The sequence below is a fragment of the Pseudomonas sp. HLMP genome (assembly GCF_046365545.1).
Lineage (GTDB): Bacteria > Pseudomonadota > Gammaproteobacteria > Pseudomonadales > Pseudomonadaceae > Aquipseudomonas > Aquipseudomonas guariconensis_B.
Genome location: NZ_JBDLLR010000001.1, coordinates 4,782,452 through 4,806,078, shown reverse-complemented (window position 1 = coordinate 4,806,078; position 23,627 = coordinate 4,782,452). Strand labels below are relative to the sequence as shown.

The window sequence follows — 23,627 nt, the reverse complement described above, 5'->3', positions numbered from 1 at the left end:
AACAACAATGAACGCTTCTTTCCAGCCTCAACGCGAAACCCGTGACTACCAGTCCGCCGACGCCGCCCACCACATCCATGCCTTCCTCGACCAGAAGGCGCTCAACGCCGAAGGCCCACGGGTCATCGTCCGTGGCGAGGGCCTGCACCTGTGGGACAACGACGGCAAGCGCTACCTGGACGGCATGTCCGGCCTGTGGTGCACCCAGCTCGGCTACGGCCGCAAGGACCTGACCGCCGCCGCTGCCGCGCAAATGGACCAGTTGCCGTACTACAACATGTTCTTCCACACCACTCACCCGGCGGTGATCGAACTGTCCGAACTGCTGTTCAGCCTGCTGCCGGGGCACTACAGCCACGCGATCTACACCAACTCGGGCTCCGAATCCAACGAGGTGCTGATCCGTACCGTGCGCCGCTACTGGCAGGTGGTTGGCCAGCCGAGCAAGAAGATCATGATCGGCCGCTGGAACGGCTACCACGGCTCGACCCTGGCGGCCACTGCGCTGGGCGGAATGAAGTTCATGCACGAGATGGGTGGCTTGATCCCTGATGTTGCGCACATCGACGAGCCGTACTGGTACGCCGAAGGGGGCGACCTGAGTCCGGCCGAGTTCGGTCGCCGCTGTGCTTTGCAACTGGAGGAGAAGATCCTCGAGCTGGGCGCCGAGAATGTCGCCGGCTTCATCGCCGAGCCGTTCCAGGGCGCCGGTGGCATGATCTTCCCGCCGGAAAGCTACTGGCCCGAGATCCAGCGCATCTGCCGCCAGTATGACGTGCTGCTGTGCGCCGACGAGGTGATCGGCGGCTTCGGCCGTACCGGCGAATGGTTCGCCCACCAGCACTTTGGCTTCGAGCCGGACACCCTGTCCATCGCCAAGGGCCTGACCTCCGGCTACGTGCCCATGGGCGGGCTGGTGCTGAGCAAGCGCATCGCCGAGGCGCTGGTGGAGCGGGGCGGGGTGTTCGCCCACGGCCTGACCTATTCCGGCCACCCGGTGGCGGCGGCGGTGGCCATCGCCAACCTCAAGGCCTTGCGCGACGAAGGCATCGTGCGCCGGGTCAAGGACGATACCGGCCCCTACCTGCAGCGTTGCCTGCGCGAGGTGTTCGGCGAGCATCCGCTGATCGGCGAGATCCAGGGCACCGGGCTGGTGGCGGCGCTGCAGTTCGCCGAGGACAAGGCCACCCGCAAGCGCTACGCCAACGAGAACGACCTGGCCTGGCAGTGCCGGACCTATGGCTTCGAGGAAGGGGTGATCATTCGCTCGACCCTGGGGCGGATGATCATGGCGCCGGCGCTGGTGGCCAGCCGCGGCGATATCGATGAGCTGGTGGAGAAGACCCGGATCGCCGTGGATCGTACCGCGCGGGGGCTGGGGCTGCTGTAAGAAGGGGCCGTTTGGCGGGCCATCGCCGGCAAGACGGCTCCCAGATATAGCGCCACCCTGAAGTTGGGCGCTATCTCTGTTGGGAGCCGGCTTGCCGGCGATGGGCTGCAAAGCAGCCCCAGTCTTCACAATTCTTCACAAATATATCAAATGAGACAAAATTGACTCATTGAGGTTTCACCCATATCATTCGGGCCGTTTTTATCGAAGGCTCGGGTGAATCATGAGCAATTTACGTGCAATAGGGATGGCCGGCTGCCTGGCCATGACGGTCGTCCTGGCCGGCTGCGACCAGGCCGAAACGCCACCGGCGGCGGAAGTGGCCTATCCCGTGGAAACCGTCACGGTGGCCAGCGAGCCGCTGGCCCTGGCCTCGACCTTGCCAGGCCGGGTCGAACCGATGCGGGTGGCGGAAGTCCGCGCCCGGGTGGCCGGCATCGTCCTGCACAAGCGCTTCGAGGAAGGGGCCGACGTCAAGGCCGGGGACGTGCTGTTCCAGATCGACCCGGCACCGTTCAAGGCGGCCCTGTCGCGCGCCGAAGGCGAGCTGGCGCGGGCACGCTCGGTCATGCTCGAGGCCCAGGCCAGGGTGCGCCGCTACGCGCCACTGGTGAAGATCCAGGCGGTCAGCCAGCAGGACTTCGACACGGCCAGCGCCGACCTGCACAGCGCCCAGGCCACGGTGCGCTCGGCCCAGGCGGATGTCGAAAGCGCGCGCCTGAACCTGGGCTACGCCACGGTCAAGGCACCGATCTCCGGACGTATCGGCCGTGCCCTGGTCACCGAAGGGGCGCTGGTCGGGCAGGGCGATGCCACGCTGATGGCGCGCATCCAGCAGCTCGATCCGATCTACGTCGATTTCACCCAGCCGGCCGCCGAGGCCCTGCGCTTGCGCCAGGCGCTCAAGGACGGTGTGCTCGCCGCGGGCGACGACCAGGCGCTCAGCGTGCGGGTCGAGGGCACCGACTATGAGCGCCAGGGCTCACTGCTGTTCACCGACGTGGCGGTGGACCGTGGTACCGGCCAGGTGATCCTGCGGGGGCGCTTCGACAATGCCGACGGTATTCTCCTGCCCGGCATGTATGTGCGCGTGCGCACCCCGCAGGGCACCGACCACCAGGCCATCCTCGTGCCACAACGCGCCGTGCGGCGCGGCAGCGATGGCGAGGCACGGGTCATGCTGGTGGGGACCGACGGCCTGGCCGAGGCGCGCGAGGTGCGCACCGGCGCCATGCACGGCGCCCGCTGGCAGATCACCGAGGGCCTGCGCCCGGGCGACCAGGTCATCGTCGGCAGCCCGGCCGGTCTTGCGCCGGGCATGCCGGTGTCGCCGGCCCAGGTACAACAGGCCGCGGCGCGGTGAGGCGGGGGTAAGCACAGATGTCCAGGTTCTTCATCGAACGGCCGAACTTCGCCTGGGTCGTGGCGTTGTTCATTTCCCTGGCGGGCTTGCTGGTGATCCCGTCGTTGCCGGTGGCCCAGTACCCCAACGTGGCGCCGCCACAGATCACCATCACCGCCACCTACCCTGGCGCTTCGGCGAAAGTGCTCGTGGAGTCGGTGACCAGCATCATCGAGGAGTCGCTCAACGGCGCCAAGCACCTGCTGTACTTCGAATCCACCAACAACGCCAATGGCATCGCCGAGGTGGTGGTGACCTTCGAGCCCGGCACCGATCCGGAGCTGGCCCAGGTCGACGTGCAGAACCGCCTGAAGAAGGCCGAGGCACGCATGCCGCAGGCCGTGACCACCCAGGGTATCGAGGTGGAACAGACCAGCGCGGGCTTCTTGCTGGTCTATGCGCTGAGCTACAAGGAGGGCGCCGGTCGCAGCGACACCACAGCCTTGGGCGACTACGCCGCGCGCAACATCAACAACGAGCTGCGCCGGGTGCCGGGTGTCGGCAAGCTGCAGTTCTTCTCCTCGGAAGCGGCCATGCGCGTGTGGGTCGATCCGCAGAAGCTGGTGGGCTATGGCCTGTCCATCGACGACGTGGGCAACGCCATCCGTGGGCAGAACGTGCAAGTGCCCGCCGGCAGCTTCGGCAGCGCACCCGGCAGCAGCGAGCAGGAACTGACCGCGACCCTGGCGGTGCACGGCACCCTGGACGACCCCGAGGCCTTCGGCCGCATCGTCCTGCGCGCCAACCCGGACGGCTCCCAGGTGCGCCTGGCCGATGTGGCGCGCCTGGAGGTCGGCCTGGAGAGCTACAACTTCTCCTCGCGCCTCGATGGCAAGCCGGCGGTGGCCGGTGCGGTGCAACTGGCGCCGGGCGCCAACGCCCTGCAGACCGCCGCGCTGGTCAAGGAGCGCCTGGCCGAGCTGTCGGCGTTCTTCCCCGAGGGCGTCGAGTATTCCGTGCCCTACGACACCTCGCGCTTCGTCGACGTGGCCATCGAGAAGGTCATCCATACCTTGATCGAAGCCATGGTCCTGGTGTTCCTGGTGATGTTCCTGTTCCTGCAGAACATCCGCTACACCTTGATCCCGTCGATCGTGGTGCCGGTGTGCCTGCTCGGTACCTTGATGGTCATGAAGCTGCTGGGGTTCTCGGTGAACATGATGACCATGTTCGGCATGGTCCTGGCTATCGGCATCCTGGTGGACGACGCCATCGTGGTGGTGGAGAACGTCGAGCGGATCATGGCCGAGGAGGGCCTGGCACCCGGGGCCGCGACCATCAAGGCGATGGGGCAGGTGTCCGGGGCGATCATCGGCATCACCCTGGTGTTGGCGGCGGTGTTCCTGCCGCTGGCGTTCATGTCTGGCTCGGTGGGCGTGATCTACCAGCAGTTCTCCCTGTCCCTGGCGGTGTCGATCCTGTTTTCCGGGTTCCTGGCCCTGACCTTCACCCCGGCGTTGTGCGCCACGCTGCTCAAGCCGATCCCCCAGGGCCACCATGAGAAGCGCGGCTTCTTCGGCGCCTTCAACCGTGGGTTTGCCCGGCTGACCGAACGCTATTCGGGCATGAACAGCGCGCTGGTCAAGCGCGCCGGGCGCTACATGTTGGTCTATGCCGGGATCGTCGCCATGCTCGGCTACTTCTACCTGCGCCTGCCGGAGTCGTTCGTGCCGGTGGAGGACCAGGGCTATGCCATCGTCGACGTGCAGTTGCCGCCGGGCGCCAGCCGCGTGCGAACCGACGCCACCGGCCAGGCCCTGGAGCAGTTCCTGATGTCGCGCGAGGCGTTGGCGTCGGCTTTCCTGGTCAGCGGTTTCAGTTTCTCCGGCATGGGCGAGAACGCCGCATTGGCCTTCCCGACCTTCAAGGACTGGTCCGAACGCAGTGCCGAGCAATCGGCGGACGCCGAGGCGGCGGCGGTCAATGCGCACTTCGCCGGGCACGGCGATGGCACCATCACCGCGGTCAACCCACCGCCGATCGATGGCCTGGGCAATGCCGGCGGCTTCTCCCTGTGCCTGTTGGACCGTGGCGGGCTTGGCCGCGAGGCCCTGCTGGCGGCGCGTGACCGCTTGCTGGCGCAGGCCAACGGCAACCCGGTGATCCTCTACGCGATGATGGAAGGCCTGGCCGAGGCACCGCAACTGCGGCTGGAGATCGACCGGGAGAAGGCCCGCACCCTGGGCGTGACCTTCGAAACCATCAACAGCACGCTGTCCGCCGCCTTCGGCTCCCAAGTGATCAACGACTTCAGCAACGCCGGCCGCCAGCAGCGGGTGGTGGTGCAGGCCGAGCAGGGCGAGCGCATGACCCCGGAAAGCGTGCTGCGCCTCTATGCCCCCAATGCCGATGGCCAGCAGGTGCCGTTCAGTGCCTTCGTCAGTACCCGTTGGGAGGAGGGGCCGGTGCAGATCGTGCGCTACAACGGCTACCCGGCGATCCGCATCACCGGCGACGCGTCGCCGGGCTACAGCACCGGCCAGGCGATGGCCGAGCTGGAGCGTCTGGTCGGCGAGTTGCCGGAGGGCATCGGCTACGCTTGGACGGGCCTGTCGTACCAGGAGAAGGTCTCCAGCGGCCAGGCCAGCCAGTTGTTCGCCCTGGCCATCCTGGTGGTGTTCCTGTTGTTGGTGGCGCTGTACGAGAGTTGGTCGATCCCGCTGACGGTGATGCTGATCGTGCCGATCGGCGCCCTGGGCTCGGTGTTGGCGGTGATGGCCACCGGCCTGCCCAACGATGTGTACTTCAAGGTCGGCCTGATCACCATCATCGGCCTGGCGGCGAAGAACGCCATCCTCATCGTCGAGTTCGCCAAGGCGCTGCGGGAGCAGGGCCGTGGCCTGCGCGAGGCGGCCATCGAGGCTGCACGCCTGCGTTTGCGGCCAATCGTCATGACCTCCATGGCGTTCATCCTCGGCGTGGTGCCCCTGGCCATCGCCACCGGGGCCGGCGCGGCCAGCCAGCGGGCGATCGGCACCGGGGTGATCGGCGGCATGCTCAGCGCTACCTTGCTGGGAGTGGTGTTCGTGCCTATCTGCTTTGTCTGGGTATTGTCGCTGCTAAGGCGCAGGGGTGTGCAAAGCGAGCGTGCGACCGAGATCGAGCACCCGTAACGGCTCCTTTGGTTGGGAAATCCAACCGCTTCGGCCCCTGGACCTGGTGTTCAGGGGCCTTTTTTGTGCCTGGCAGTCTTTGGGGCTGCAAAGCAGCCCCATGCCCACCATCAAGCCCTGGCTTGCGCCCCTTGCAGGAACAATTGCTCCAGCGCCTGCGCCGAGTTGGCACTGGCCGCCCGCCCGCGCCGCTCGGCATCGACCATGCCGTAGATCATGCTGAGGAACATCTCGGTGAACACCGCCGCGCTGATGTCGATGCGCAGTGCCCCCAACTGCTGGGCACGCAGGAAGAAAGCGTCCATCGCCTGGGTGTAGGCACGCCAGCGCTGGTTGTCGCCGCCAAGCAGCGTGTCCGGGCGGTACTGGAACATCAGGAACACCAGCATCTCGCGGTGCTTGAGGTGTTCGGCGATCAGGTGGCGCAGCCCCGCCAGCGGATCGGCGTGCTCCAGGTCGGCCTTGCCGATGACCTCGTTGAGTACCTGCTCGCCGTGGTGCTCGAGCATGTTCACCAGGTTGTCGCGGGTGCCGCAGAAACGGTGCAGGGTGGCCTTGCTGACGCCGGCCGCTTCGGCCAGCGCCTTCAGGGTGGCCCGGGGGTGGACGACGAGGGCATGGGCCAATGCCTTGAGCAGGCGTTCGTCGTGGGGCGTGGGGTGCATCGGGAGGCCTCGCGTTGCTCGCATTCATCGCATTGTGCAGAAATTGCGGGTAGCTTCAACTCATTCGGGCAAGAAAGGTGTCATTTGAGACATTCTGGTTCCGTGCCTGGCCAAAAAATGCAGGCATGGGGCTGGGGATTACCCAGCCCCATGCACAAGGCACTTTCAGTCAGCGCAGAACCCTGCGGCTCAATGCGGTGCGCGCACGATGGTCTTGAGCAGGTCTTCCGGGCTGATGTGCCCGACCACCTGGCCCACGGCGCTGCCCGGGGTCGGCAGGTCGAGGATGTGGTCCTTGATCTTGCCGATCACATGCATCTCGCAGGGCTTGCAGTCGAACTTCAGGGTCAGGACCTCATCGCCATGCACCAGTTGCATCGGCGCGACCTTGGTGCGCACGCCGGTGACGCCCTTGGCTTGCTTGGGGCAGAGGTTGAAGGAGAAACGCAGGCAGTGCTTGGTGATCATCACCGGCACTTCGCCGTGTTCCTCGTGGGCCTCGAACGCCGCGTCGATCAACTCCACCCCATGGCGCTGGTAGAAGTCGCGGGCCTTCTGGTTGTAGACGTTGGCCAGGAACGACAGGTGCGACTCGGGGTAGACCGGCGGTGGGTCGGTCTCGGCCTTGCGCCGGCCGCGAGGGTGGGCCTTGACCCGTGCCTCGGTCAGCGCCTCGATGGCCGAGCGGCGCAGGGCCTTGAGCTGCGAGTTGGGGATGAAGTACGCCTGGGGCGCGTCCAGCGCGATGGCGGTGGCGTGGTACGGGGTGGTGCCCAGTTGGCCGAGCAGGTCGTGCAACTGCTCGAGGGCCTGCTGCGGCTTGTTGGCCACGCCGAACGGGCCCTCCAGGGCGACCTGCACGCTGACACCTTCCTCGCTGGTGGCGGTCAGTTCCAGGCGCGCCTCGCGCAGCACGGCGTTCCAGGCCACGCCGACACGGCGCTCGGCAGAGGTGCGCAGCAGCGCCTGCTGCCAGTTGTGGTCCAGGTTGCGCGACAGCGGGTGGTTCGGGCGCAGGCGGTGCAGGCCCTCGGGCATCTCGTTGGGCTCGACGCGGTAGCGGTAGCGCTTCTGGCCGTCTTCCTCGAATTCGCCCCTGGGCTCGGCGATGTTGGCACGAAAACCCACCACCTCGCGCTTGACCAGTACGTTGAGGCCGTCGCCGTTGGTCAGCGGCACCTCGGTGAGCACCTGCAGGTCACGCTTGCCGACCTTTTCCACCACGCCCACCGGCAGGCCGGTGAAGGTCGGCGAGTCGAAGGCGCCGATGTCGATCTTGCGCGCACTGACGAAATAGTCGGTGCTGCCACGGTGGAAGGTCTTGTCCGGGTCTGGCACGAAGAAATGCTCGGTACGCCCGCTGGAGGCGCGGGCCAGGTCCGGGCGGTCGTCGAGGATGGCATCGAGCAGTTGGCGGTAATGGGCGGTGATGTTCTTCACGTAGCCCATGTCCTTGTAGCGGCCCTCGATCTTGAACGAACGCACGCCGGCGTCCACCAGGGCGCGCAGGTTGGCGCTCTGGTTGTTGTCCTTCATCGACAGCAGATGCTTTTCGAAGGCGACCACGCGGCCTTGGTCGTCCTTGAGGGTGTAGGGCAGGCGGCAGGCCTGGGAGCAGTCGCCGCGGTTGGCGCTGCGGCCGGTCTGCGCATGGGAGATGTTGCACTGGCCGGAGAAGGCCACGCACAGGGCGCCATGGATGAAGAACTCGATGGCCGCCTCGGTCTCGTCGGCGATGGCGCGGATCTGCTGCAGGTTCAGCTCGCGGGCCAGGACCAGCTGCGAGAAACCGGCCTGGTCGAGGAACCTGGCCCGCTCCAGGGTGCGGATGTCGGTCTGGGTGCTGGCGTGCAGCTCGATCGGCGGGATGTCCAGCTCCATCACCCCCAGGTCCTGGACGATCAGCGCGTCGACGCCGGCGTCGTACAGCTGGTGGATCAGCTGGCGGGCCGGTTCGAGCTCGTTGTCGTGGAGGATGGTGTTGAGGGTGGTGAATACCCGCGCGTGGTAGCGATGGGCGAACTCCACCAGTTGGGCGATATCGCTGACTTCGTTGCAGGCATTGTGGCGTGCGCCGAAGCTCGGGCCGCCGATATAGATGGCATCCGCGCCGTGCAGGATCGCCTCGCGGGCGATGGCCACGTCACGGGCAGGGCTGAGCAGTTCCAGGTGGTTCTTTGGAAGGGACATGTCGTTATGGTCGGGCTGTCACGGTCAAGGCGCGCATTGTAGCGGCGAAATGGCCCGGCGGCACCCTTGGCCTGCCCGGTGGGCCCGCGGCGGCTGCGCAGCCGATCGCCGGCAAGCCGGCTCCCACACGATCCTGCCGACCCCATCACAGGTGATCGACTCGGACCAGGGAGCGGGCTTGCCCGCGAACAAGGCGCGCAATTCAGGCCTTGGCCGCCATCGCGGTCACTTCCACGCGCATGCCCTCATAGGCCAGCGACGCCACGCCGACGGCAGCGCGTACCGGCCAGGGCTTGGCGAAGAAGCGTTGGTAGACCTCGTTGAACGCCGCGCGGTCGGCCATGTCGGTCAGGTAGATGGTCAGGTGCAGCACCCGGTCCATCGAACTGCCGGCGCGCTCGAGGGCGTCCTTGAGCGATTGCAGGGTGCATTCGCTCTGCTCGACGATACCGCCCAGCTCGAGGCTGCCGTCGGCTCGGGTGGGGACCTGGGTGGTCACCAGCAGGCCGTTGAAGTCGGCGACATCGGAAGAGATGGACGCCGGGTCGGTGTCGGGGATGAAGGTGATATCTGCGTTTGCCATGGGGGTTGAACCTTGCAACGGAAGGAAACCCGCAAGCCTACGCGAGCGGCCAGGGCGGGTCGAGCGCTGGCCCCGGTCGCCAGGATTTGAAATGCACGGCATTGGCCGTCAGAATCGCGGCCCGATCCGGCCGAGCGTGCCGGGTGCTTGTCGTGAAGAAGGGGCGAGGGTTGAACGAACAGACATTGTCGATGCGCCTGGAGCGCGTGGCCGCGCACGTGCCGGCCGGAGCGCGCCTGGCCGATATCGGCTCGGACCATGGCTACCTGCCCGTGGCCTTGATGTTGCGTGGGCATATCGAGGCCGCCGTGGCCGGCGAGGCGGCGCTCACGCCGTTTCGCTCCGCCGAGCGCAAGGTGCGCAAGAACGGCCTGGACGACAGGATCAGTGTGCGCCTGGCCGACGGCCTGGAGGCCATCGAGCCGCAAGATCGCATCAGCACCATCAGCCTCTGCGGCATGGGCGGCGAGAAGATCCGCGAGATCCTCGAGCGCGGCAAACATCGCCTGAGCGGTCGGGAGCGCCTGGTCCTGCAGCCCAACGTGCGCGAAGGGACCCTGCGCGAATGGCTGATGGAAAACGGCTACCGCATCCTTTGCGAGGAGTTGCTGGAGGAAAACGAATTCACCTACGAGATCATCGTGGCCGAGCGTTGCACAGCGGTGGCGTACTCCCCCCAGGAGTTGTATTTCGGCCCCTTGCTGATGCAGCAGCGCAGCCCGGCGTTCCTCGCCAAATGGGGCCTGAACCTCAAGCGCAAGCGGCGGGTCATGGCGCATTTCGCCCGTGCGCGACAGGCGGTGCCGCAGGAGAAGGCGCAGGAAGTGGCGATGCAGGTGCGGTGGATCGAGCAGTTACTGGCGTGAAGCGGCGGGCGGCAGGGTGTCAGAGCTGCGAGCAGTTGCCCATTTCCCGGTAGTCGATCTCGCGGGTCTGGCCTTGATGGTCGACATACACCATGTGCGCGGTGCCCACCTGGCAATCGGCGGCATTGCTGGCGGGGGTGATGGAAACGACCTTGGCGATGTCCAGCGGCATGCCGTATTCGTAGGTCTCGCTGCTGGCGGTGACCGGCGGGTTGACGGCCTGCTCGGCAAAGGCCCCGAACGAGGCAAGGGAGGCGAACAGGGCAAGGAAAGCGATCGAGCGTTTCATGATGGGCTCCTTATCTTGAATGTATGACTAATGATGTATTCATTGGTCATTCACAATAAATGGGCTATTTCGTGATAGATTCCTGCCCGGAATGTACGAATAGGCCTGAGGGAGCGACGCAATCATGGATATGCTGCATGCCATGCGAACCTTTGCCCGGGTGGTGGAGTGCGGCAGTTTCGCCGCGGCCGCCAACGCCCTGGACATCTCGGCGGCGCAGGTGTCGCGGATCGTCGCGGAGCTGGAAAGCCAACTGCAGACGCGCCTGTTGCACCGCACCACCCGCCGGCTGCGCATGAGCGAGGCGGGCGAGCGCTTCCTCGAGCGCTCGCGGCAGATCATGCTGCTGACCGAGGAGGCCGTCGACGAAGCGCGTGGCGCCCACCTCACGCCCCGTGGCCACCTGCGTTTCCACTGCACCCACGGCCTGGGCCTGCTGATGATGCCGCTGGTCGCCCGCTACAACGCATCCTGCCCCGAAGTGGTGATGGAGCTGACCCTCTCCCAGCGCAATCCGGACCCGCTGGCGGAGGGGCACGACGTGGTGATCACCATGGGCCAGGGCCTGCCGGACTCCCAACTGATCGCCATCCCCCTGGGCAGCATCTACAGCATCCTCTGCGCCTCGCCGGACTACCTGGCCCGCCACGGGGTCCCCAAGCGGCCGGAAGACCTGCACCAGCACATCTGCCTGCGCACCGTGGACCCGTTGTTCGAAGAGGACTGGGCGTTCGGCCAGGCGCCGGAGAGCTGCGTGATCGTGCCCCAGGACACCTTCCTCACCAATGTGGCCGATGCCATGCTCAAGGCCACCGAGTTGGGGATGGGGGTGGGCCTGCTGCCGTACTACTCGGCCAGCCAGGCCATCGAGGAGGGGCGCCTGTGCCGTTTGCTGGCGCCACACCGGCTGCGTCAGCGGGAGATCTACGCGATCTATCCGTCGCGGCATTACCTGGATGCCAAGGTGCGCACCTGGCTGGACTTTCTCAAGGAGCAGTTGCCGCTGCTGTTCGCGGAGCACGAGCGGGTGGTGGACGAGCCACGCTACTGGCGCTGAGCGCCGCCCCGCCCGCTAGCCATTAGCGGCTGTCCTGGTCCTCGGCGGTGCCGCCGGAGCTGCCGGCGCCCGAGCCGGTGGCTTCGCCCGTACTGCCCGAGCCACCCGTGCGGCCATCGACCGCGTCGGGCTGGCTAGCGCTGTCGCTGCTGTCGTTGCCCTGGGTGCCGCCGGGGGTATTGGTGCTGCTGCCTTCGCCAGCGGTGCTGCCTTTGGAGTGGTCGCCGGAGGCGTGTTCGGTCTGAGGCTGGGCGCCGGTGCCGTTCACGTCGGTGGCGGCGAGGCTGGCGGTGGAGGCGATACCCAGGCCGAGGGCGAGGAGGAAGGAGAGCGGACGAATACGGACCATGATGAATCTCCTGTGGGGATGATCGTCATTCGTTCGGCTGTCGGAGTGAGGGTGGGGTGCCCGCAGGGCGACGGGTGGTCATGCCAGTTGGGGCCGCAGAGCGGCCCCAGGAACACCAAGCCCAGCCTACTTGACCGGCACAGGGTTTTCCCCACCCAGGGCGTCCGCCATCGGCGGATGCTCCTGCGCCGCGTGCATCAGGTCCTCCGTCACCCGCAGTTCGGCACCGGTCGGCGAGAAGGTCGTCGACGGGGCGAACGGGGCGGGGTGCTCGGGCGCCGGGCGCTTGCCGCGACGCCAGAGGAAGAAGGTCACCATGCACAGGTTGACCACCGCGAAGGCCCAGAACAGCCCAGCCTCGCCGTAGGAAGTCATCACCGGCGAGATGGCCAGCGGGCTCAGGGCCGAGCCCAGTGAGTTGATCAGCAGCAAGCCCTGGATCATCGGCACCAGCGCATCGGCCGGTGCCCGGTCGGCGGCATGGCTGACCGCCACCGGGTAGAGGGCGAACACGCCGCCGCCCAGCAGGAACAGCATGGCCGGCAGCAGCGCCGAAGCAGGCGGCAGCAGCACGATCACCACCGACAGCACCGTGCACAGCGCGCCCAGGGCGATCAGCACGTCCTGGCGGTCCTTGCGGTCGGACCAACGCCCCACCGGGTATTGCAGCAGCATCGCGCCGAGGATCACCCAGGCCATCATGTTGCCGACCTCGCCCACGTCCAGGCCGATGCGCTGCAGGTACAGCGGCAGTAGGGCATACACGGCGGCGATGGCGATCCCCGAGCCGAAACAGCCGACCAGCCCGGTAGGTGCCACCCCCAGCAACTGGCGGGGCTTGAGCGGCTCGACCTGCTCCAGCAGCGGCGACACCCGTGGCAGGATCACGATCGGCAACACCGACAGCGAGGCCAGCATGCCGGCGACCATGAACGGCGCGGTGTCGCCCCAGCCGGTGATCTCGCCCAAGGCCGCCTGGCCGAGCACGCCGGCGCCGTAGAAGGCGATCATGTACAGCGCCAGCAGGCGCCCGCGGATCTTCGCATCGCCGGCCAGCAGCAGCCAGCTCTCGATGACCAGGAACACACCGACCGAGGCCCAGCCGTTGACCAGGCGCAAGGCGAACCACCAGGTGGTGTCGTAGAACAGGCCCTGCAGGAGGATGGTCGCGCCGATCAGCGAGGCGAAGCTGGTGTAGGCGCGGATGTGACCGATGCGCAGGATCAGCCGGTCGTTGAAGATCGCCCCGAGGGTCAGGCCGATGAAGTAGGCCGACGAGACGATGCCGATCATCGTCGCCGATTCGCCGGCTGCGCCCAGGCGCAGGGTGGTCAGGGAGGACAGGAAGCCATTGCCCAGGGCAACGATGAACAACCCGAGCAGGGGTGCCAGCGCCATGGCCAGCAGACGCGCAGACATAGGTACCTCAAAGTATTCGAAAAGCGGTATAGGCGCCTTTTCGTGCCTGCATGCCTGGCCGGGGAGGATGCGACCAGGGCAAGACTCAACCGCTGGCACCTGGGGAAGGTGGCCGGGCGGGGCGGTTGAGCCTGTTGCACATGCGCGATCATGTGTTCAGGCGTGGACGCTGTCGTTGCTGCGGGTTGCCACCGTACGAGGCGACGGGTGAAAAGGCGGCGCGATTCTATGCCTTGCGCGGGATTTGCCCAAGGGGCCTGGGCCTGCGGCGAAACGACGCAGCCCTGTGCGTGGGGTGTCGAGGCGGCCCCTTCGCGGGCAAACCTACGAAGGGGCCGGTCAGGGCAACGCATTCACCGGTGACGGGCCCGACGCCATCAGGCCCCGGATTCCGGATCACTGGCTGGCACGCCAGGCCGGTCCTCTTCTTCGGTCAGGTTGGGGTCGACATCGGGATCGTCGGCCCGGTCATTGCGTTTTTCGGGATCGAGTTCTGGCCAGTCGTCCTGGGCGCTGCCACCACCCATTCGCAGTGTCTCGTTCATGACGGCTTCCTCGGCTTGGCTTCGATGGGAAAAGACCTGCCGGCGGGCGGGCCGGAAACAGGCGCGAGGGGCGAAGCCACTGACCACCCCTCATGGCATCAGAGCGGCGCAAGGCGGCTGTCGATCCCTGCCCGGGCCTGCGGCACCGACCAACGGCGCTCACGCCCGTGCGATCGACAGGGCATGTCAGGGCCTGCGACGTAACAGGATGATGAAGAAAAGCCCGCCGATGGCCGCGGTGGCGATGCCGATGGGCAGGTCCTGGGGGGCGATCAGGGTGCGTGCGCCCATGTCGACCCAGACCACGAACAGCGCACCGAGCACGGCGCAGGCCGGCAGCAGGCGGCGATGCTCGGCGCCCACCAGCCAGCGGGCCACGTGGGGCAGCATCAGGCCGACGAAGCCGATCGCCCCGGACAGCGACACCAGCACGCCCGTGAGCAGGGCGCAGCCGACGAACACCTGGGCGCGCACCCGGCGGGTGTCGAAGCCGAGGCTGACGGCGGTCTGCTCCCCGCTCATCAGCGCATTGAGGGCGCGGGCCAGGCTGAGCAGCAAGAGGAAGCCGGCCAGCACACAAACGGCCGGCAGCCACAGCAGCGACCAGTGCGCCAGGCCCAGCCCGCCGAGCATCCAGAACATGACCGAGCTGGCGGCATGGGGATCGCCGGTGTAGAGCAGCAGGTTGGCCAGGGCCATGACCACGAAGGACACCGCTACCCCGGCCAGCAACAGCCGTTCGCTCTCCAGCCGGCCACGTCGGCTGGCCACCCCCAGCACCAGCAGCATGCTGCCCAGGGCGCCGATGAAGGCCGCCAGGGGCAGGCTCAAGGCACCGGCGAAGGGGCCAAGGAACAGCACCACCAGCACCGCGCCCAACACTGCACCGGAGCTGACCCCTAGCAGGTGCGGATCGGCCAGTGGGTTGCGCGTCACCGCCTGCAGGGCGCCGCCAACCAGGGCCAAGCCGGCGCCCACCAGCGCGCCGAGCACGACCCGTGGGGCGCGGATCTGCCAGACGATCTGCGCCTGTCCGCGGCTCCAGTCGCCGCCGTCGGCCAGGCCCAGTTGCTGCAGAACGATACCCAGCACCTTGGCCAGCGGCACCTGGGCAGCGCCGAAGCCCAGCGACAGCAGGCAGGAAAACACCAGCGCCGCCAGCAGTGCGACCAGCAACAGGCGATAGCCGGCAGGGCTACGCACCGGCATCAGCGCGGCGCCCCGGCGAACCGTTGCGGATGCAGCGCGGCGGCCAGGTGCTCGATGGCAACGGCGTTGTCCACCGAGGGCGTGACCTGCAGGTACGACAGCACCACGAAGCGCCGTTCGCGAATCGCCTTCACCTCGCCGAGGGCCGGGTGCTTGAGGAGGACGTCGCGCTTGTGCTGCCAGAGGGTGGGGCCGTAGTCGACGATGACGATCACCTCCGGGTCGCGTTCGACCAGGCTTTCCCAACTGACCTCGGTCCAGCTGGCGTTGACATCGGCCATCACATTCTCGCCACCGGCCGCCTCGATCAGCGCCTGGGGCATGCCCAGGCGGCCGGAGGTGGTCGGGCGGTCCTCGCCGCTGTCGTAGAGGAACACCCGGGGCTTGCGCTGCACCTCGCCAAGTTGGGCCGTCACCCGGGCGATGCGCTGGCGCAGTTGGCCGATCAAAGCCTGGGCCTGGGCGGGCACGGCGAAGATCCTGCCGAGGTTGTCCAGGTCCCGGTACAGGTCCTCCAGGCTGGCCTGGCGCTGGGGCATGATCCGCGAACAGGATTCGCTCAGCTCGTAGACCGGGATGCCGAAGGGCGCCAGCGTCTGTGGCGTGACCGGCCCGCCCACGTGCATGCCGTAACTCCAGCCGGCGAACAGGAAGTCGGCGTCCACGTCCAGCAGGTTTTCCAGCGATGGGTAACGTGCCGCCAGTTCCGGCAGGCCGGCCAGGGCCTGGCGCATCGACGGGTCGAGGTTCTTCCAGCCGCTGATGCCGCTGTAGCCGACCATGCGCTCGCGCAGCCCCAGGGCCAGGAGCATGCCGGTGAGGTTGACGTCGTGGCTGACCGCCCTCTGTGGCGGCTGGGTGAAGGTCACGTCGCGGTCGCAACTGTGCACGGTCAGGGGAAAGTCGCTGGCCAGAGCGGCGAGGGGCAGGGCGGCCAGCAGGGCCAGGCAGGTGACGAAGCGTTTCATGCGGGGCTGATCCAGGTGATGCGCGGGTGGCAGGCGAGGGGATGACGATCGACCAGGGCGTGCACGCCGAACACCTGGGCCAGGCACTGTTCGGTCAGGACCTGCTGCGGCGTGCCATGGGCAACGATGCGGCCGGCCTCGATGACATACAGCCGGTCACAGAAGGCGGCGGCCAGGTTCAGGTCGTGGAAGCTCGCCAGCAGGCTCAGCCCGGTACCGCGCATGTGCTCGAGCAGGGCCAGTTGGTAGCGCGGATCGAGGTGGTTGGTCGGCTCGTCGAGGATCATCAGGCGCGGTTGCTGCACCCGTGCCCTGGCCAGCAGCACCCGCTGCTTTTCCCCGCCGGACAGGCTGGCGAAGCCCTGCTCGGCGCAGGCCAGCAGGCCCAGCTCGCGCAGGCAGGCATCGACCAGCGCCGCTTCGCTGTCGCCCTGGAACCAGCCCAGGTGCGGGGTACGGCCCATGGCGACGACATCGCGCACGCTCAGGCCGAAGTCCTCGGGAAACTCCTGCAGCATCACCGCGATGCGTTGTGCCACCCAGCGCGGCGGGCGCTGCCAGATGTCCTCGCCTTCTAGCGATACGCGGCCGCTGTCTGGCCGGGTGAAACGGTAGGCGCAGCGTAACAGGCTGGTCTTGCCACTGCCGTTGGGGCCTATCAGGCCGACGAACTCGCCAGGGCCGACCTCAAGGTCGATGCCGTCGAGCAGCCGGCGTTCGCCGGGTGACGGTGACCAGTGCAGGCCTTCGATGCGCAGGGTAGGCAAAGACATGGGTGAGCGACCGTTGCGGGGTTGAGAAGACCCGACGGAGCGCACGCACGGAGCAATCGTGGGCACGAGGCTGCCCCAGGACCGGCCCGCGCCCGCCCACCGCGGGAGTTGCCAATTGCAGTGTCAGGCCGGTCTCCGGGCTTGCGAGGGGCGTGAGGCATTCACCTTCCCATGCCGGCGGCACAGTGGTGTGTCGAATGCATCGCTCGCTTACCGTTGCGGGGGCAGCGCCGGACTGGTCGCGCGAGGGCGAGGCACCGGCTTCCCGTTTAACCCCCCGCACGGCGGCGGGGGACACCTGAAACAGGGGCGCATCTGAGCATTTATGGCAGGGGGAGTCAACCGCGGTGGCAGGTGGGGGCCAGGCTTGCGTCGCCATTGGGGGCCGCTTTGCGGCCCCAAGCCCTCACGGCATTCAAGTCCGCTTGAGCACCAAGGTCAGGATGTCGTAGCTGGCCACCAGCTCACCCAGCTGGTTGGTCACCTCCACGTCCCAGGCCACCACGCCCTGGGGCTGGCCCAGCGGACTGGACTTGCCCTGGTCGATCTTGCGCTTGCAGGTCAGGCGGGCCTGGATGGTGTCGCCGATGCCCACCGGGTTGATGAAGCGCAGGGTATCCAGGCCGTAGTTGGCCAGCACCGGCCCTTCGCCCGGCGACACGAACAGCCCTGCCGCCGCGGACAGCACGAAGTAGCCATGGGCGATGCGCTTGCCAAACTGCGAGGCCTTGGCGGCGATCTCGTCGAAGTGCATGTAGAAATGGTCGCCCGACAGGCAACCGAAGTTGACCAGGTCCGCCTCGGTCACGGTACGCCGGTGGGTGAGCAGCGACTCGCCGATGCGCAGGTCGTCGAAATGACGGCGGAACGGATGCACTTCGCTCTCGATCACCTCGGCGCCACGCACGTACTCGCCGGTCACTGCCGTCAGCATGCTCGGCGAGCCTTGCACCGCCGCGCGCTGCAGGTAGTGCTTGACCGCCCGCAGGCCACCGAGCTCCTCGCCACCACCGGCCCGGCCGGGACCGCCGTGCTTGAGCTGTGGCAAGGGGGAGCCGTGGCCGGTGGATTCCTTGGCCGCCTCGCGGTCGAGCACCAGCAGGCGCCCATGCCAGGCGGCCGCCGCCGGGATGGCCTTGGCCGCCACCGCGCGATCGGCGGTGACCAGGGTCGCCACCAGGCTGCCCTTGCCACGGGCCGCCAGGGCCAGGGCTTCGTCCAGGTCGTCGTAGGCCATCAGCGTGCTCACCGGGCCGAAGGCCTCGATGTCGTGGGCGCCGCCTTCGGCATGGGGATCGCGGGCTTGCAGCAGGGTTGGGGCGAAGAACGCGCCTTCGGCCACGCCCTCGCCGACCGGGGCGAAGCCGTCGCTCGCGCCGAATAATTGATCGCAGCTCTGGAGCAGGCTACGCACGCGCTCGCCAACATCACGCTGCTGGTCGTGGGAGGCCAGCGCACCCATGCGCACGCCTTCGACCGAAGGGTCGCCCACCACCACCTTGGCCAGGCGCTCGCGCAGGCGGGTGGCCACGGCGTCCAGGTGCCTGGCCGGGACGATGGCGCGGCGGATGGCGGTGCACTTCTGCCCGGCCTTGGTGGTCATCTCGCGCACCACCTCCTTGATGTACAGGTCGAACTCCTCGCTGTCGGGGCTGACGTCCGGGCCGAGGATGGCGCAGTTGAGCGAGTCGGCCTCGGCGGTGAATGGCACCGAGTGGCGCACCAGGTTCGGCGTTACCCGCAACTTGGCGGCGGTGTCGGCGGAGCCGGTGAAGGTCACCACGTCCTGGCCCTGCAGGCGCTCGAGCAAGTCGCCGGTGCTGCCGATCACCAGCTGCAGGCTGCCCGCCGGCAACAAGCCCGACTGGTTCATCAGGCGCACCACCGCCTCGGTCAGGTAGCTGGTCGAGGTCGCTGGCTTGACGATGCACGGCATGCCGGCGAGGAAGGTCGGGGCGAACTTCTCCAGCATCCCCCAGATCGGGAAGTTGAAGGCATTGATGTGCACCGCCACCCCGGTGCGCGGCACCAGGATATGGCTGCCAGCGAAATGCCCTTGCTTGCCCAGAGGGATGGCCGGGCCTTCGTGCACCAGGTTGCCCGAGGGCAGCTCGCGGCTGCCGATGCCGGCATAGGCGAACAACGTGGCATTGCCGCCTTCGATGTCGATCCAGCTGTCGGTACGGGTCGCGCCGCTGTGGTGGGAGAGGGCGTAGAGCTGCTCCTTGCGCTCGGCCAGGTACAGGGCCAGGGCCTTCAGACGGGCGGCACGCTGCTGGAAGTCCAGGGCCATCAGCGCGGTCAGGCCCTGGCGGCGGGCATGTTCGAGGGCTTCGGCGAAGTCCGGGCGCTCCTCGTGGCTGTAGGCCAGGACATGGCCGTCCAGGGCGCTGCGCAGGGCCTGGGCGCCGTGCTGGCCGATCCAGCGGCCGGCGATGAAGCTTTGCAGGGTTGGGGCGTCAGACATGCTGTTCTCCTGTTGAGGGGCGCTGTTACCACAGCGCCAGGGTGTAGCCGATGATCAGGCGGTTCTCGTCCACGGCATTGTTCAGGCCATTGCCGGAACGGAAGGTGACGTTGCGCCAGCGCAGGCTGACGTCCTTGAACGGCCCGCTCTGGATGACGTAGGTGATGTCGGTGTCGCGTTCGCGCTCGCGGCCGTTGCCCGAGGTCGGGGTCTGGGCATGGCGGCCGTCGGTGTAGCGGGTCATGAAGCTCAGGCCGGGGATGCCGAGGGCGACGAAGTCGTAGTCGTAGCGCAACTGCCAGGAGTCGATCCCGGCGCGGGTGAAGGTGTTGTAGGTGACCAGGTTGACGGTGTACGGGTCGCCGCCGTTGAGGAATGGGAAGGCACTGTCGCCGGACATCTGCTGCCAGGTGGCGGAGAACTTGTGGGCCCGCACGCCAAGGGTGAACAGGGCGTTGAAGTTACGGTTGTCGATGTTGCCGGCACGCTCGGCGCCGTCGCCACGGCTGTCGAAGTAGCGCAGGTCGGTGCGCAGGCTCACGCCTTCGGCCAGCGGCTGGGTGTGGACCAGGCCCAGGTACTGCTGGCGATAGATCTCGTCGAGCTTGGCGTAGTAGTAGCTCAGGCTGGTCTGCGGGGTGATCGCGTAGCTGCCGCCGGCGAAGTCGAAGTGGTCGCTGCTGGCCGCGCCGTAGCCGATGTCGTCGCGCCCGGAGGAATCGCGCAGGTTGGCCTTGGTCAGGCGCCCGGCGTTGACGGTCAGGCCGTCGAGTTCCTGGCTGCTCAGCAAGCCGCCCTGGAAGGTCGAGGCCAGCAGGCGGGTGTCGTTGTACACCACCACCGGCAGGATCGGCTGCAGGGTGCCCAGGCGCAGGGTGCTCTTCGACACCCGCAGCTTGCCGGTCAGGCCCAGTTCGCTGTAGTCGTCGACCGGTTCATGGCTGTTCGGGCCGAAGGGCAGCAGGCCGGTGTTGCGCCGATCGCGGCTGGCGTCGAGCTTGATGCCCAGCTGGCCGATGGCGTCCACGCCGACGCCAACCGGGCCATCGGTGAAGCCTGACTCGAGGCGTGCGGTGAAACCCTGGCCCCATTCCTCGGCCTTGGCCTGGGGCGCATTGTCCTGGCGGAAGTCGCGGTTGATGTAGTGGTTGCGCATCTCCAGCCGTGCCTGGCTGTCGCCGATGAAATCCGCCATGGCCGGCAGGGGCAGGACGAGGCTGGCCAACCAGGCGGCCGACTTGAAGCGAGTGTGGTTCATTGTTGTTGTACCCGACATTCGATGTTCAAGGATCAGTGCTTGCTGGCGCCGGCGGCGCCGATACCGGTCATGGAGCGGATGAACTGGGCCAGGTAGCGTCCGCGCTCCTGGTTGGCCCGCTCGGAGCCGTCGGTGACCGAGAACGCCCAGGCACCGAGGAAGGCCAGGGTCATGGAGAACAGCGCCGGGTTGCTGTAGGGGAACAGCGCCTGTTCGTTGTGCAGTACGTTGACCCACACCGCCGGGCCCAGCACCACCAGGACGATCGCCGAGACCAGCCCGGCCATGCTGCCGCAGACCGCGCCACGGGTGGTCAGGCCCTTCCAGAACATCGAGAGCAGCAGCACCGGGAAGTTGACCGAGGCGGCGACGGCCAGTACCAGGCCGGAGAGGAAGGCGATGTTCTGCGACTCGAACACCAGGCCCAGGACGATGGCCAGCACGCCGATCACCAGGGTGGCGATCCGCGATACGCGCATCTCTTCCTGCTCGCTGGCCTGGCCCTTGCGCACCACGCAGGCGTACAGGTCGTGGGAGATCGCCGAGGCGCCGGACAGCGCCAGGCCTGCTACCACCGCCAGGATGGTGGCGAAGGCCACCGCCGAGATGAAACCGAGGAACAGGTTGCCGCCCACGGCCTGGGCCAGGTGCACCGCGACCATGTTGCCGCCGCCGATGATCGCGCCACTGGCGTCGCGGTAGGCCGGCTCGGTGCCGACCATGACGATGGCGCCGAAGCCGATGACGATCAGCAGCAGGTAGAAGTAGCCGATGAAGCCGGTGGCGTAGAACACGCTCTTGCGCGCTTCCTTGGCATCGCTGACGGTGAAGAAACGCATCAGGATGTGCGGCAGGCCGGCGGTACCGAACATCATGCCCAGGCCCAGGGAAATGGCGTCGATCGGGTTCGACAGCAGGGCGCCGGGGGCCATGATCGCCTGGCCCTTGGCATGCACGGCCACGGCGCTGGCGAACATTTGCTCGGTGCTGTAGCCGAAGTGGCGCAGCACCATGAAGGCCATGAAGGTGGTACCCGAGAGCAGCATGACGGCCTTGATGATCTGCACCCAGGTGGTGGCGAGCATGCCGCCGAAGGTGACGTACAGCACCATCAGCACGCCGACCAGGACCACCGCGTAGAGGTAGCTGATACCGAACAGCAGCTCGATCAGCTTGCCAGCGCCGACCATCTGCGCCACCAGGTACATCAGCGCCACGGCCAGGGTGCCGAAGGCCGAGGTCAGGCGTACCGGGGTCTGGGCCAGGCGGTAGGAGACCACGTCGGCGAAGGTGTACTTGCCCAGGTTGCGCAGGCGCTCGGCGATCAGGAACAGGATGATCGGCCAGCCGGCGAGTACGCCCAGGGCATACAGCAGGCCGTCGTAGCCGTTCATGAACATCATGGCCGAGATGCCCAGGAAGGAGGCGGCGCTGATCATGTCGCCGGCGATCGCCAGGCCGTTCTGCATGCCGCTCAGGCCGCCGCCGGCGGTGTAGAAGTCGCTGGCCGAACGGGTGCGCGCCGCGGCCCAGCGGGTCACCAGCAGGGTGAAGCAGACGAACACCATGAACATCGAGATGGCGGTCCAGTTCATTGCGCGCACTCCTGCTTGACCTTTTCGTTGAGCGGGTCGAGGACGTTGTTGGCGCGGTGCACGTAGAGGCCGGTGAGAAGGAAGGACAGCAGCACCATGAGCACGCCGACCAGCATGCCGACGCTGGTCACGCCGCCGGCGAGGGACTGGCCGAGCACGCCGGGGGCGAAGGCCACCAGCAGGACGAAGCCGTAGTAGGCCACCAGCATGGTCAGGGTCAGGCTGCCGTTGAGGCGGCGCTTGTGGCGTACCAGGTGCTGGAAGTCGGGGTGGTTGCTGATGCTTTCGATGCGTTCGGGGGTCATGGGAAGCGATCTCTCTGGTGTTGTAATTGTTCTTTCAGGTCACGCGGGTGTTGCGGGGTCGCCGGGGCCTATTCGCGGGCAAGCCCGCGAAGCAGGCGCTCCGGTATCAGAGCTGGTCGAAATCGAGCACCACCTTGTCGCTCACCGGGTAGGTCTGGCACGACAGCACGTACCCGGCCGCTACCTCGTAGTCCTCCAGCGCATGGTTGCTGTCCATCTCCACCTCGCCCTCGACCACCTTGCACTTGCAGGTCGAGCAGACCCCGGCCTTGCACGAGTAGGGCAGCTCGGCACCGATGGCATTGCCGGCCTCGAGGATGTTCTGGGTGTTGCGCGGCAGGTCGAACGTCAGGGCACGGCCATCGCTGATCACGGTGATGTGGCTCAGCGCCGAGTCCACCTGCCGGGCGGCCTCGCGCGCTTCGCGGCGGGCCTGGTTGCCGGTGGCGGCGAACAGCTCGAAATGGATGCGCTCCTTGGCCATGCCGTTGGCCTGCAGGCTCTCGCGCACGGTCTCGGTCATGGCCTGGGGGCCGCAGATGAAGGCAGCGTCCAGGGCGCGTACGTCGAGCCAGCGGGAAAACAGCTGGCCGCACTTGTCGGCGTCGATACGGCCGTTGTAGAGGTCGACGTCCTGTTGCTCGCGGCTGAACACGAAGATCAGGTTCAGGCGGTCGAGGTAGCGGTTCTTCAGGTCCTCGAGCTTGTCGCGAAACAGCGCCCCGGAGCTGGAACGGTTGCCGTAGAGCAGGGTGAAGCGGCTATTGGGCTCGCTGGCCAGGGTGGTGGCGATGATCGACAGGATCGGCGTGATGCCGCTGCCGGCCGCCACGCCCAAGTAGTGGCCGTGGCGCTCCGGGTCCAGCGGCACGAAGAAGCTGCCGCTCGGCGGCATCACTTCCAGTTGCTGGCCCGCCTTGAGCGCATCGTTGGCGAAGGCCGAGAAGCGCCCGCCCGGCACGCGCTTGACGGCCACACGCAATTCGCCGTCCTGCACCGCGCTGCAGATGGAGTAGGAGCGGCGCACTTCCTCGTCGTCCAACCGGGTGCGCATGACCAGGTACTGGCCCTGGGTGAAACGGAACTGCGCCTGCAGGTGCGTCGGCACGTCGAAGAGGATGGACACCGCGTCGCGGGTCTCGCTGCGCACTTGCTTGATGGTCAGGCTGTGAAACTGGCTCATG

The 23,627-nt window shown here is 67.3% G+C and carries 19 protein-coding genes, 1 pseudogene and 1 riboswitch; of the genes and pseudogenes, 5 read left to right on the top strand and 15 right to left on the bottom strand.

The features are described from left to right. Positions 1-7: 7 nt before the first annotated feature. From ABFA30_RS22220 to ABFA30_RS22210, 3 genes are all read left to right on the top strand, one after another. Entirely contained in the window at positions 8-1,390 is a 1,383-nt protein-coding gene (locus ABFA30_RS22220) for an aspartate aminotransferase family protein (RefSeq protein WP_225787828.1), read from the top strand. Between the two features lie 223 nt (positions 1,391-1,613). Beyond that, positions 1,614-2,753, top strand: a complete 1,140-nt coding sequence (locus ABFA30_RS22215) for a MexC family multidrug efflux RND transporter periplasmic adaptor subunit (protein WP_225787827.1) — start codon at positions 1,614-1,616, stop codon at positions 2,751-2,753. A 17-nt stretch (positions 2,754-2,770) separates the two neighbouring features. After that, entirely contained in the window at positions 2,771-5,905 is a 3,135-nt protein-coding gene (locus tag ABFA30_RS22210) for a multidrug efflux RND transporter permease subunit (protein ID WP_410045955.1), read from the top strand. Positions 5,906-6,015: 110 nt separating this feature from the next. On the opposite strand, the gene ABFA30_RS22205 is transcribed toward ABFA30_RS22210, so the two are convergent. The 3 genes from ABFA30_RS22205 to ABFA30_RS22195 form a co-directional block, all read right to left on the bottom strand. Then, positions 6,016-6,570: a TetR/AcrR family transcriptional regulator gene (locus tag ABFA30_RS22205; RefSeq protein ID WP_225787825.1), complete on the bottom strand. Its 555-nt coding sequence runs from the start codon at positions 6,568-6,570 to the stop codon at positions 6,016-6,018. A 189-nt stretch (positions 6,571-6,759) separates the two neighbouring features. Next, entirely contained in the window at positions 6,760-8,760 is a 2,001-nt protein-coding gene (locus ABFA30_RS22200) for a peptidase U32 family protein (RefSeq protein WP_410045954.1), read from the bottom strand. Positions 8,761-8,962: 202 nt separating this feature from the next. Continuing rightward, on the bottom strand, positions 8,963-9,343 hold the full coding sequence (locus tag ABFA30_RS22195; protein WP_225787823.1) for a RidA family protein: 381 nt from the start codon (positions 9,341-9,343) through the stop codon (positions 8,963-8,965). 170 nt (positions 9,344-9,513) lie between these two features. Between ABFA30_RS22195 and ABFA30_RS22190 the strand changes: the two genes are divergently transcribed. Then, entirely contained in the window at positions 9,514-10,209 is a 696-nt protein-coding gene (locus ABFA30_RS22190; protein WP_317235046.1) for a tRNA (adenine(22)-N(1))-methyltransferase, read from the top strand. 19 nt (positions 10,210-10,228) lie between these two features. Here the strand turns inward: ABFA30_RS22190 and ABFA30_RS22185 are convergent, their stop codons facing one another. Further along, the gene (locus ABFA30_RS22185; protein WP_253101438.1) at positions 10,229-10,498 is read right to left on the bottom strand and encodes a DUF2790 domain-containing protein; all 270 of its coding nucleotides are present in this window, start codon (positions 10,496-10,498) and stop codon (positions 10,229-10,231) included. Between the two features lie 124 nt (positions 10,499-10,622). Here ABFA30_RS22185 and ABFA30_RS22180 point away from each other — a divergent pair, with 124 nt between their 5' ends. After that, entirely contained in the window at positions 10,623-11,555 is a 933-nt protein-coding gene (locus ABFA30_RS22180) for a LysR family transcriptional regulator (protein WP_225787821.1), read from the top strand. A gap of 22 nt (positions 11,556-11,577) precedes the next feature. On the opposite strand, the gene ABFA30_RS22175 is transcribed toward ABFA30_RS22180, so the two are convergent. The 11 genes and pseudogenes from ABFA30_RS22175 to paaE form a co-directional block, all read right to left on the bottom strand. After that, positions 11,578-11,904: a hypothetical protein gene (locus ABFA30_RS22175; RefSeq protein ID WP_368815700.1), complete on the bottom strand. Its 327-nt coding sequence runs from the start codon at positions 11,902-11,904 to the stop codon at positions 11,578-11,580. Positions 11,905-12,030: 126 nt separating this feature from the next. Then, positions 12,031-13,323, bottom strand: coding sequence for an MFS transporter (locus ABFA30_RS22170; protein ID WP_368815699.1), 1,293 nt, complete (start codon positions 13,321-13,323; stop codon positions 12,031-12,033). 377 nt (positions 13,324-13,700) lie between these two features. Continuing rightward, on the bottom strand, positions 13,701-13,868 hold the full coding sequence (locus tag ABFA30_RS22165) for a hypothetical protein (protein WP_225787818.1): 168 nt from the start codon (positions 13,866-13,868) through the stop codon (positions 13,701-13,703). Between the two features lie 186 nt (positions 13,869-14,054). Continuing rightward, a complete protein-coding gene (locus ABFA30_RS22160; protein WP_253080122.1) occupies positions 14,055-15,077 on the bottom strand; it encodes a FecCD family ABC transporter permease in 1,023 nt (340 codons plus the stop codon). Further along, positions 15,077-16,045, bottom strand: coding sequence for an ABC transporter substrate-binding protein (locus ABFA30_RS22155; protein WP_410045953.1), 969 nt, complete (start codon positions 16,043-16,045; stop codon positions 15,077-15,079). Before ABFA30_RS22155 ends, ABFA30_RS22160 begins: the two co-directional genes overlap by 1 nt. Next, on the bottom strand, positions 16,042-16,818 hold the full coding sequence (locus ABFA30_RS22150; protein WP_410045952.1) for an ABC transporter ATP-binding protein: 777 nt from the start codon (positions 16,816-16,818) through the stop codon (positions 16,042-16,044). The genes ABFA30_RS22155 and ABFA30_RS22150 overlap by 4 nt, the downstream gene beginning before the upstream one ends. 108 nt (positions 16,819-16,926) lie before the next feature. Continuing rightward, positions 16,927-17,135: riboswitch (cobalamin riboswitch) on the bottom strand. Positions 17,136-17,233: 98 nt separating this feature from the next. Then, positions 17,234-19,285, bottom strand: a complete 2,052-nt coding sequence (gene paaZ / locus ABFA30_RS22145) for a phenylacetic acid degradation bifunctional protein PaaZ (RefSeq protein ID WP_225787815.1) — start codon at positions 19,283-19,285, stop codon at positions 17,234-17,236. 25 nt (positions 19,286-19,310) lie between these two features. Then, the gene (locus ABFA30_RS22140; protein WP_410045951.1) at positions 19,311-20,543 is read right to left on the bottom strand and encodes an OprD family porin; all 1,233 of its coding nucleotides are present in this window, start codon (positions 20,541-20,543) and stop codon (positions 19,311-19,313) included. A 32-nt stretch (positions 20,544-20,575) separates the two neighbouring features. After that, positions 20,576-22,144, bottom strand: a pseudogene (locus ABFA30_RS22135) (cation acetate symporter); the annotation flags it as partial. After that, positions 22,135-22,443, bottom strand: coding sequence for a DUF485 domain-containing protein (locus ABFA30_RS22130; protein ID WP_253090790.1), 309 nt, complete (start codon positions 22,441-22,443; stop codon positions 22,135-22,137). The gene ABFA30_RS22130 and the pseudogene ABFA30_RS22135, both read right to left, overlap by 10 nt. A 106-nt stretch (positions 22,444-22,549) precedes the next feature. Beyond that, positions 22,550-23,626, bottom strand: coding sequence for a 1,2-phenylacetyl-CoA epoxidase subunit PaaE (gene paaE, locus ABFA30_RS22125; protein WP_410045950.1), 1,077 nt, complete (start codon positions 23,624-23,626; stop codon positions 22,550-22,552). Position 23,627 lies beyond the last annotated feature (1 nt).

Bases quoted from the DNA above. Each gene is read 5' to 3' on its own strand.
- ABFA30_RS22130 (WP_253090790.1), bottom strand. From the start codon at position 22,443: ATGACCCCCGAACGCATCGAAAGCATCAGCAACCACCCCGACTTCCAG.
- ABFA30_RS22150 (WP_410045952.1), bottom strand. From the start codon at position 16,818: ATGTCTTTGCCTACCCTGCGCATCGAAGGCCTGCACTGGTCACCGTCA.
- ABFA30_RS22140 (WP_410045951.1), bottom strand. From the start codon at position 20,543: ATGAACCACACTCGCTTCAAGTCGGCCGCCTGGTTGGCCAGCCTCGTC.
- ABFA30_RS22175 (WP_368815700.1), bottom strand. From the start codon at position 11,904: ATGGTCCGTATTCGTCCGCTCTCCTTCCTCCTCGCCCTCGGCCTGGGT.
- ABFA30_RS22165 (WP_225787818.1), bottom strand. From the start codon at position 13,868: ATGAACGAGACACTGCGAATGGGTGGTGGCAGCGCCCAGGACGACTGG.
- ABFA30_RS22160 (WP_253080122.1), bottom strand. From the start codon at position 15,077: ATGCCGGTGCGTAGCCCTGCCGGCTATCGCCTGTTGCTGGTCGCACTG.
- ABFA30_RS22215 (WP_225787827.1), top strand. From the start codon at position 1,614: ATGAGCAATTTACGTGCAATAGGGATGGCCGGCTGCCTGGCCATGACG.
- ABFA30_RS22205 (WP_225787825.1), bottom strand. From the start codon at position 6,570: ATGCACCCCACGCCCCACGACGAACGCCTGCTCAAGGCATTGGCCCAT.
- ABFA30_RS22195 (WP_225787823.1), bottom strand. From the start codon at position 9,343: ATGGCAAACGCAGATATCACCTTCATCCCCGACACCGACCCGGCGTCC.
- ABFA30_RS22210 (WP_410045955.1), top strand. From the start codon at position 2,771: ATGTCCAGGTTCTTCATCGAACGGCCGAACTTCGCCTGGGTCGTGGCG.
- ABFA30_RS22170 (WP_368815699.1), bottom strand. From the start codon at position 13,323: ATGTCTGCGCGTCTGCTGGCCATGGCGCTGGCACCCCTGCTCGGGTTG.
- ABFA30_RS22155 (WP_410045953.1), bottom strand. From the start codon at position 16,045: ATGAAACGCTTCGTCACCTGCCTGGCCCTGCTGGCCGCCCTGCCCCTC.
- paaE (WP_410045950.1), bottom strand. From the start codon at position 23,626: ATGAGCCAGTTTCACAGCCTGACCATCAAGCAAGTGCGCAGCGAGACC.
- ABFA30_RS22180 (WP_225787821.1), top strand. From the start codon at position 10,623: ATGGATATGCTGCATGCCATGCGAACCTTTGCCCGGGTGGTGGAGTGC.
- ABFA30_RS22185 (WP_253101438.1), bottom strand. From the start codon at position 10,498: ATGAAACGCTCGATCGCTTTCCTTGCCCTGTTCGCCTCCCTTGCCTCG.
- ABFA30_RS22200 (WP_410045954.1), bottom strand. From the start codon at position 8,760: ATGTCCCTTCCAAAGAACCACCTGGAACTGCTCAGCCCTGCCCGTGAC.
- ABFA30_RS22220 (WP_225787828.1), top strand. From the start codon at position 8: ATGAACGCTTCTTTCCAGCCTCAACGCGAAACCCGTGACTACCAGTCC.
- paaZ (WP_225787815.1), bottom strand. From the start codon at position 19,285: ATGTCTGACGCCCCAACCCTGCAAAGCTTCATCGCCGGCCGCTGGATC.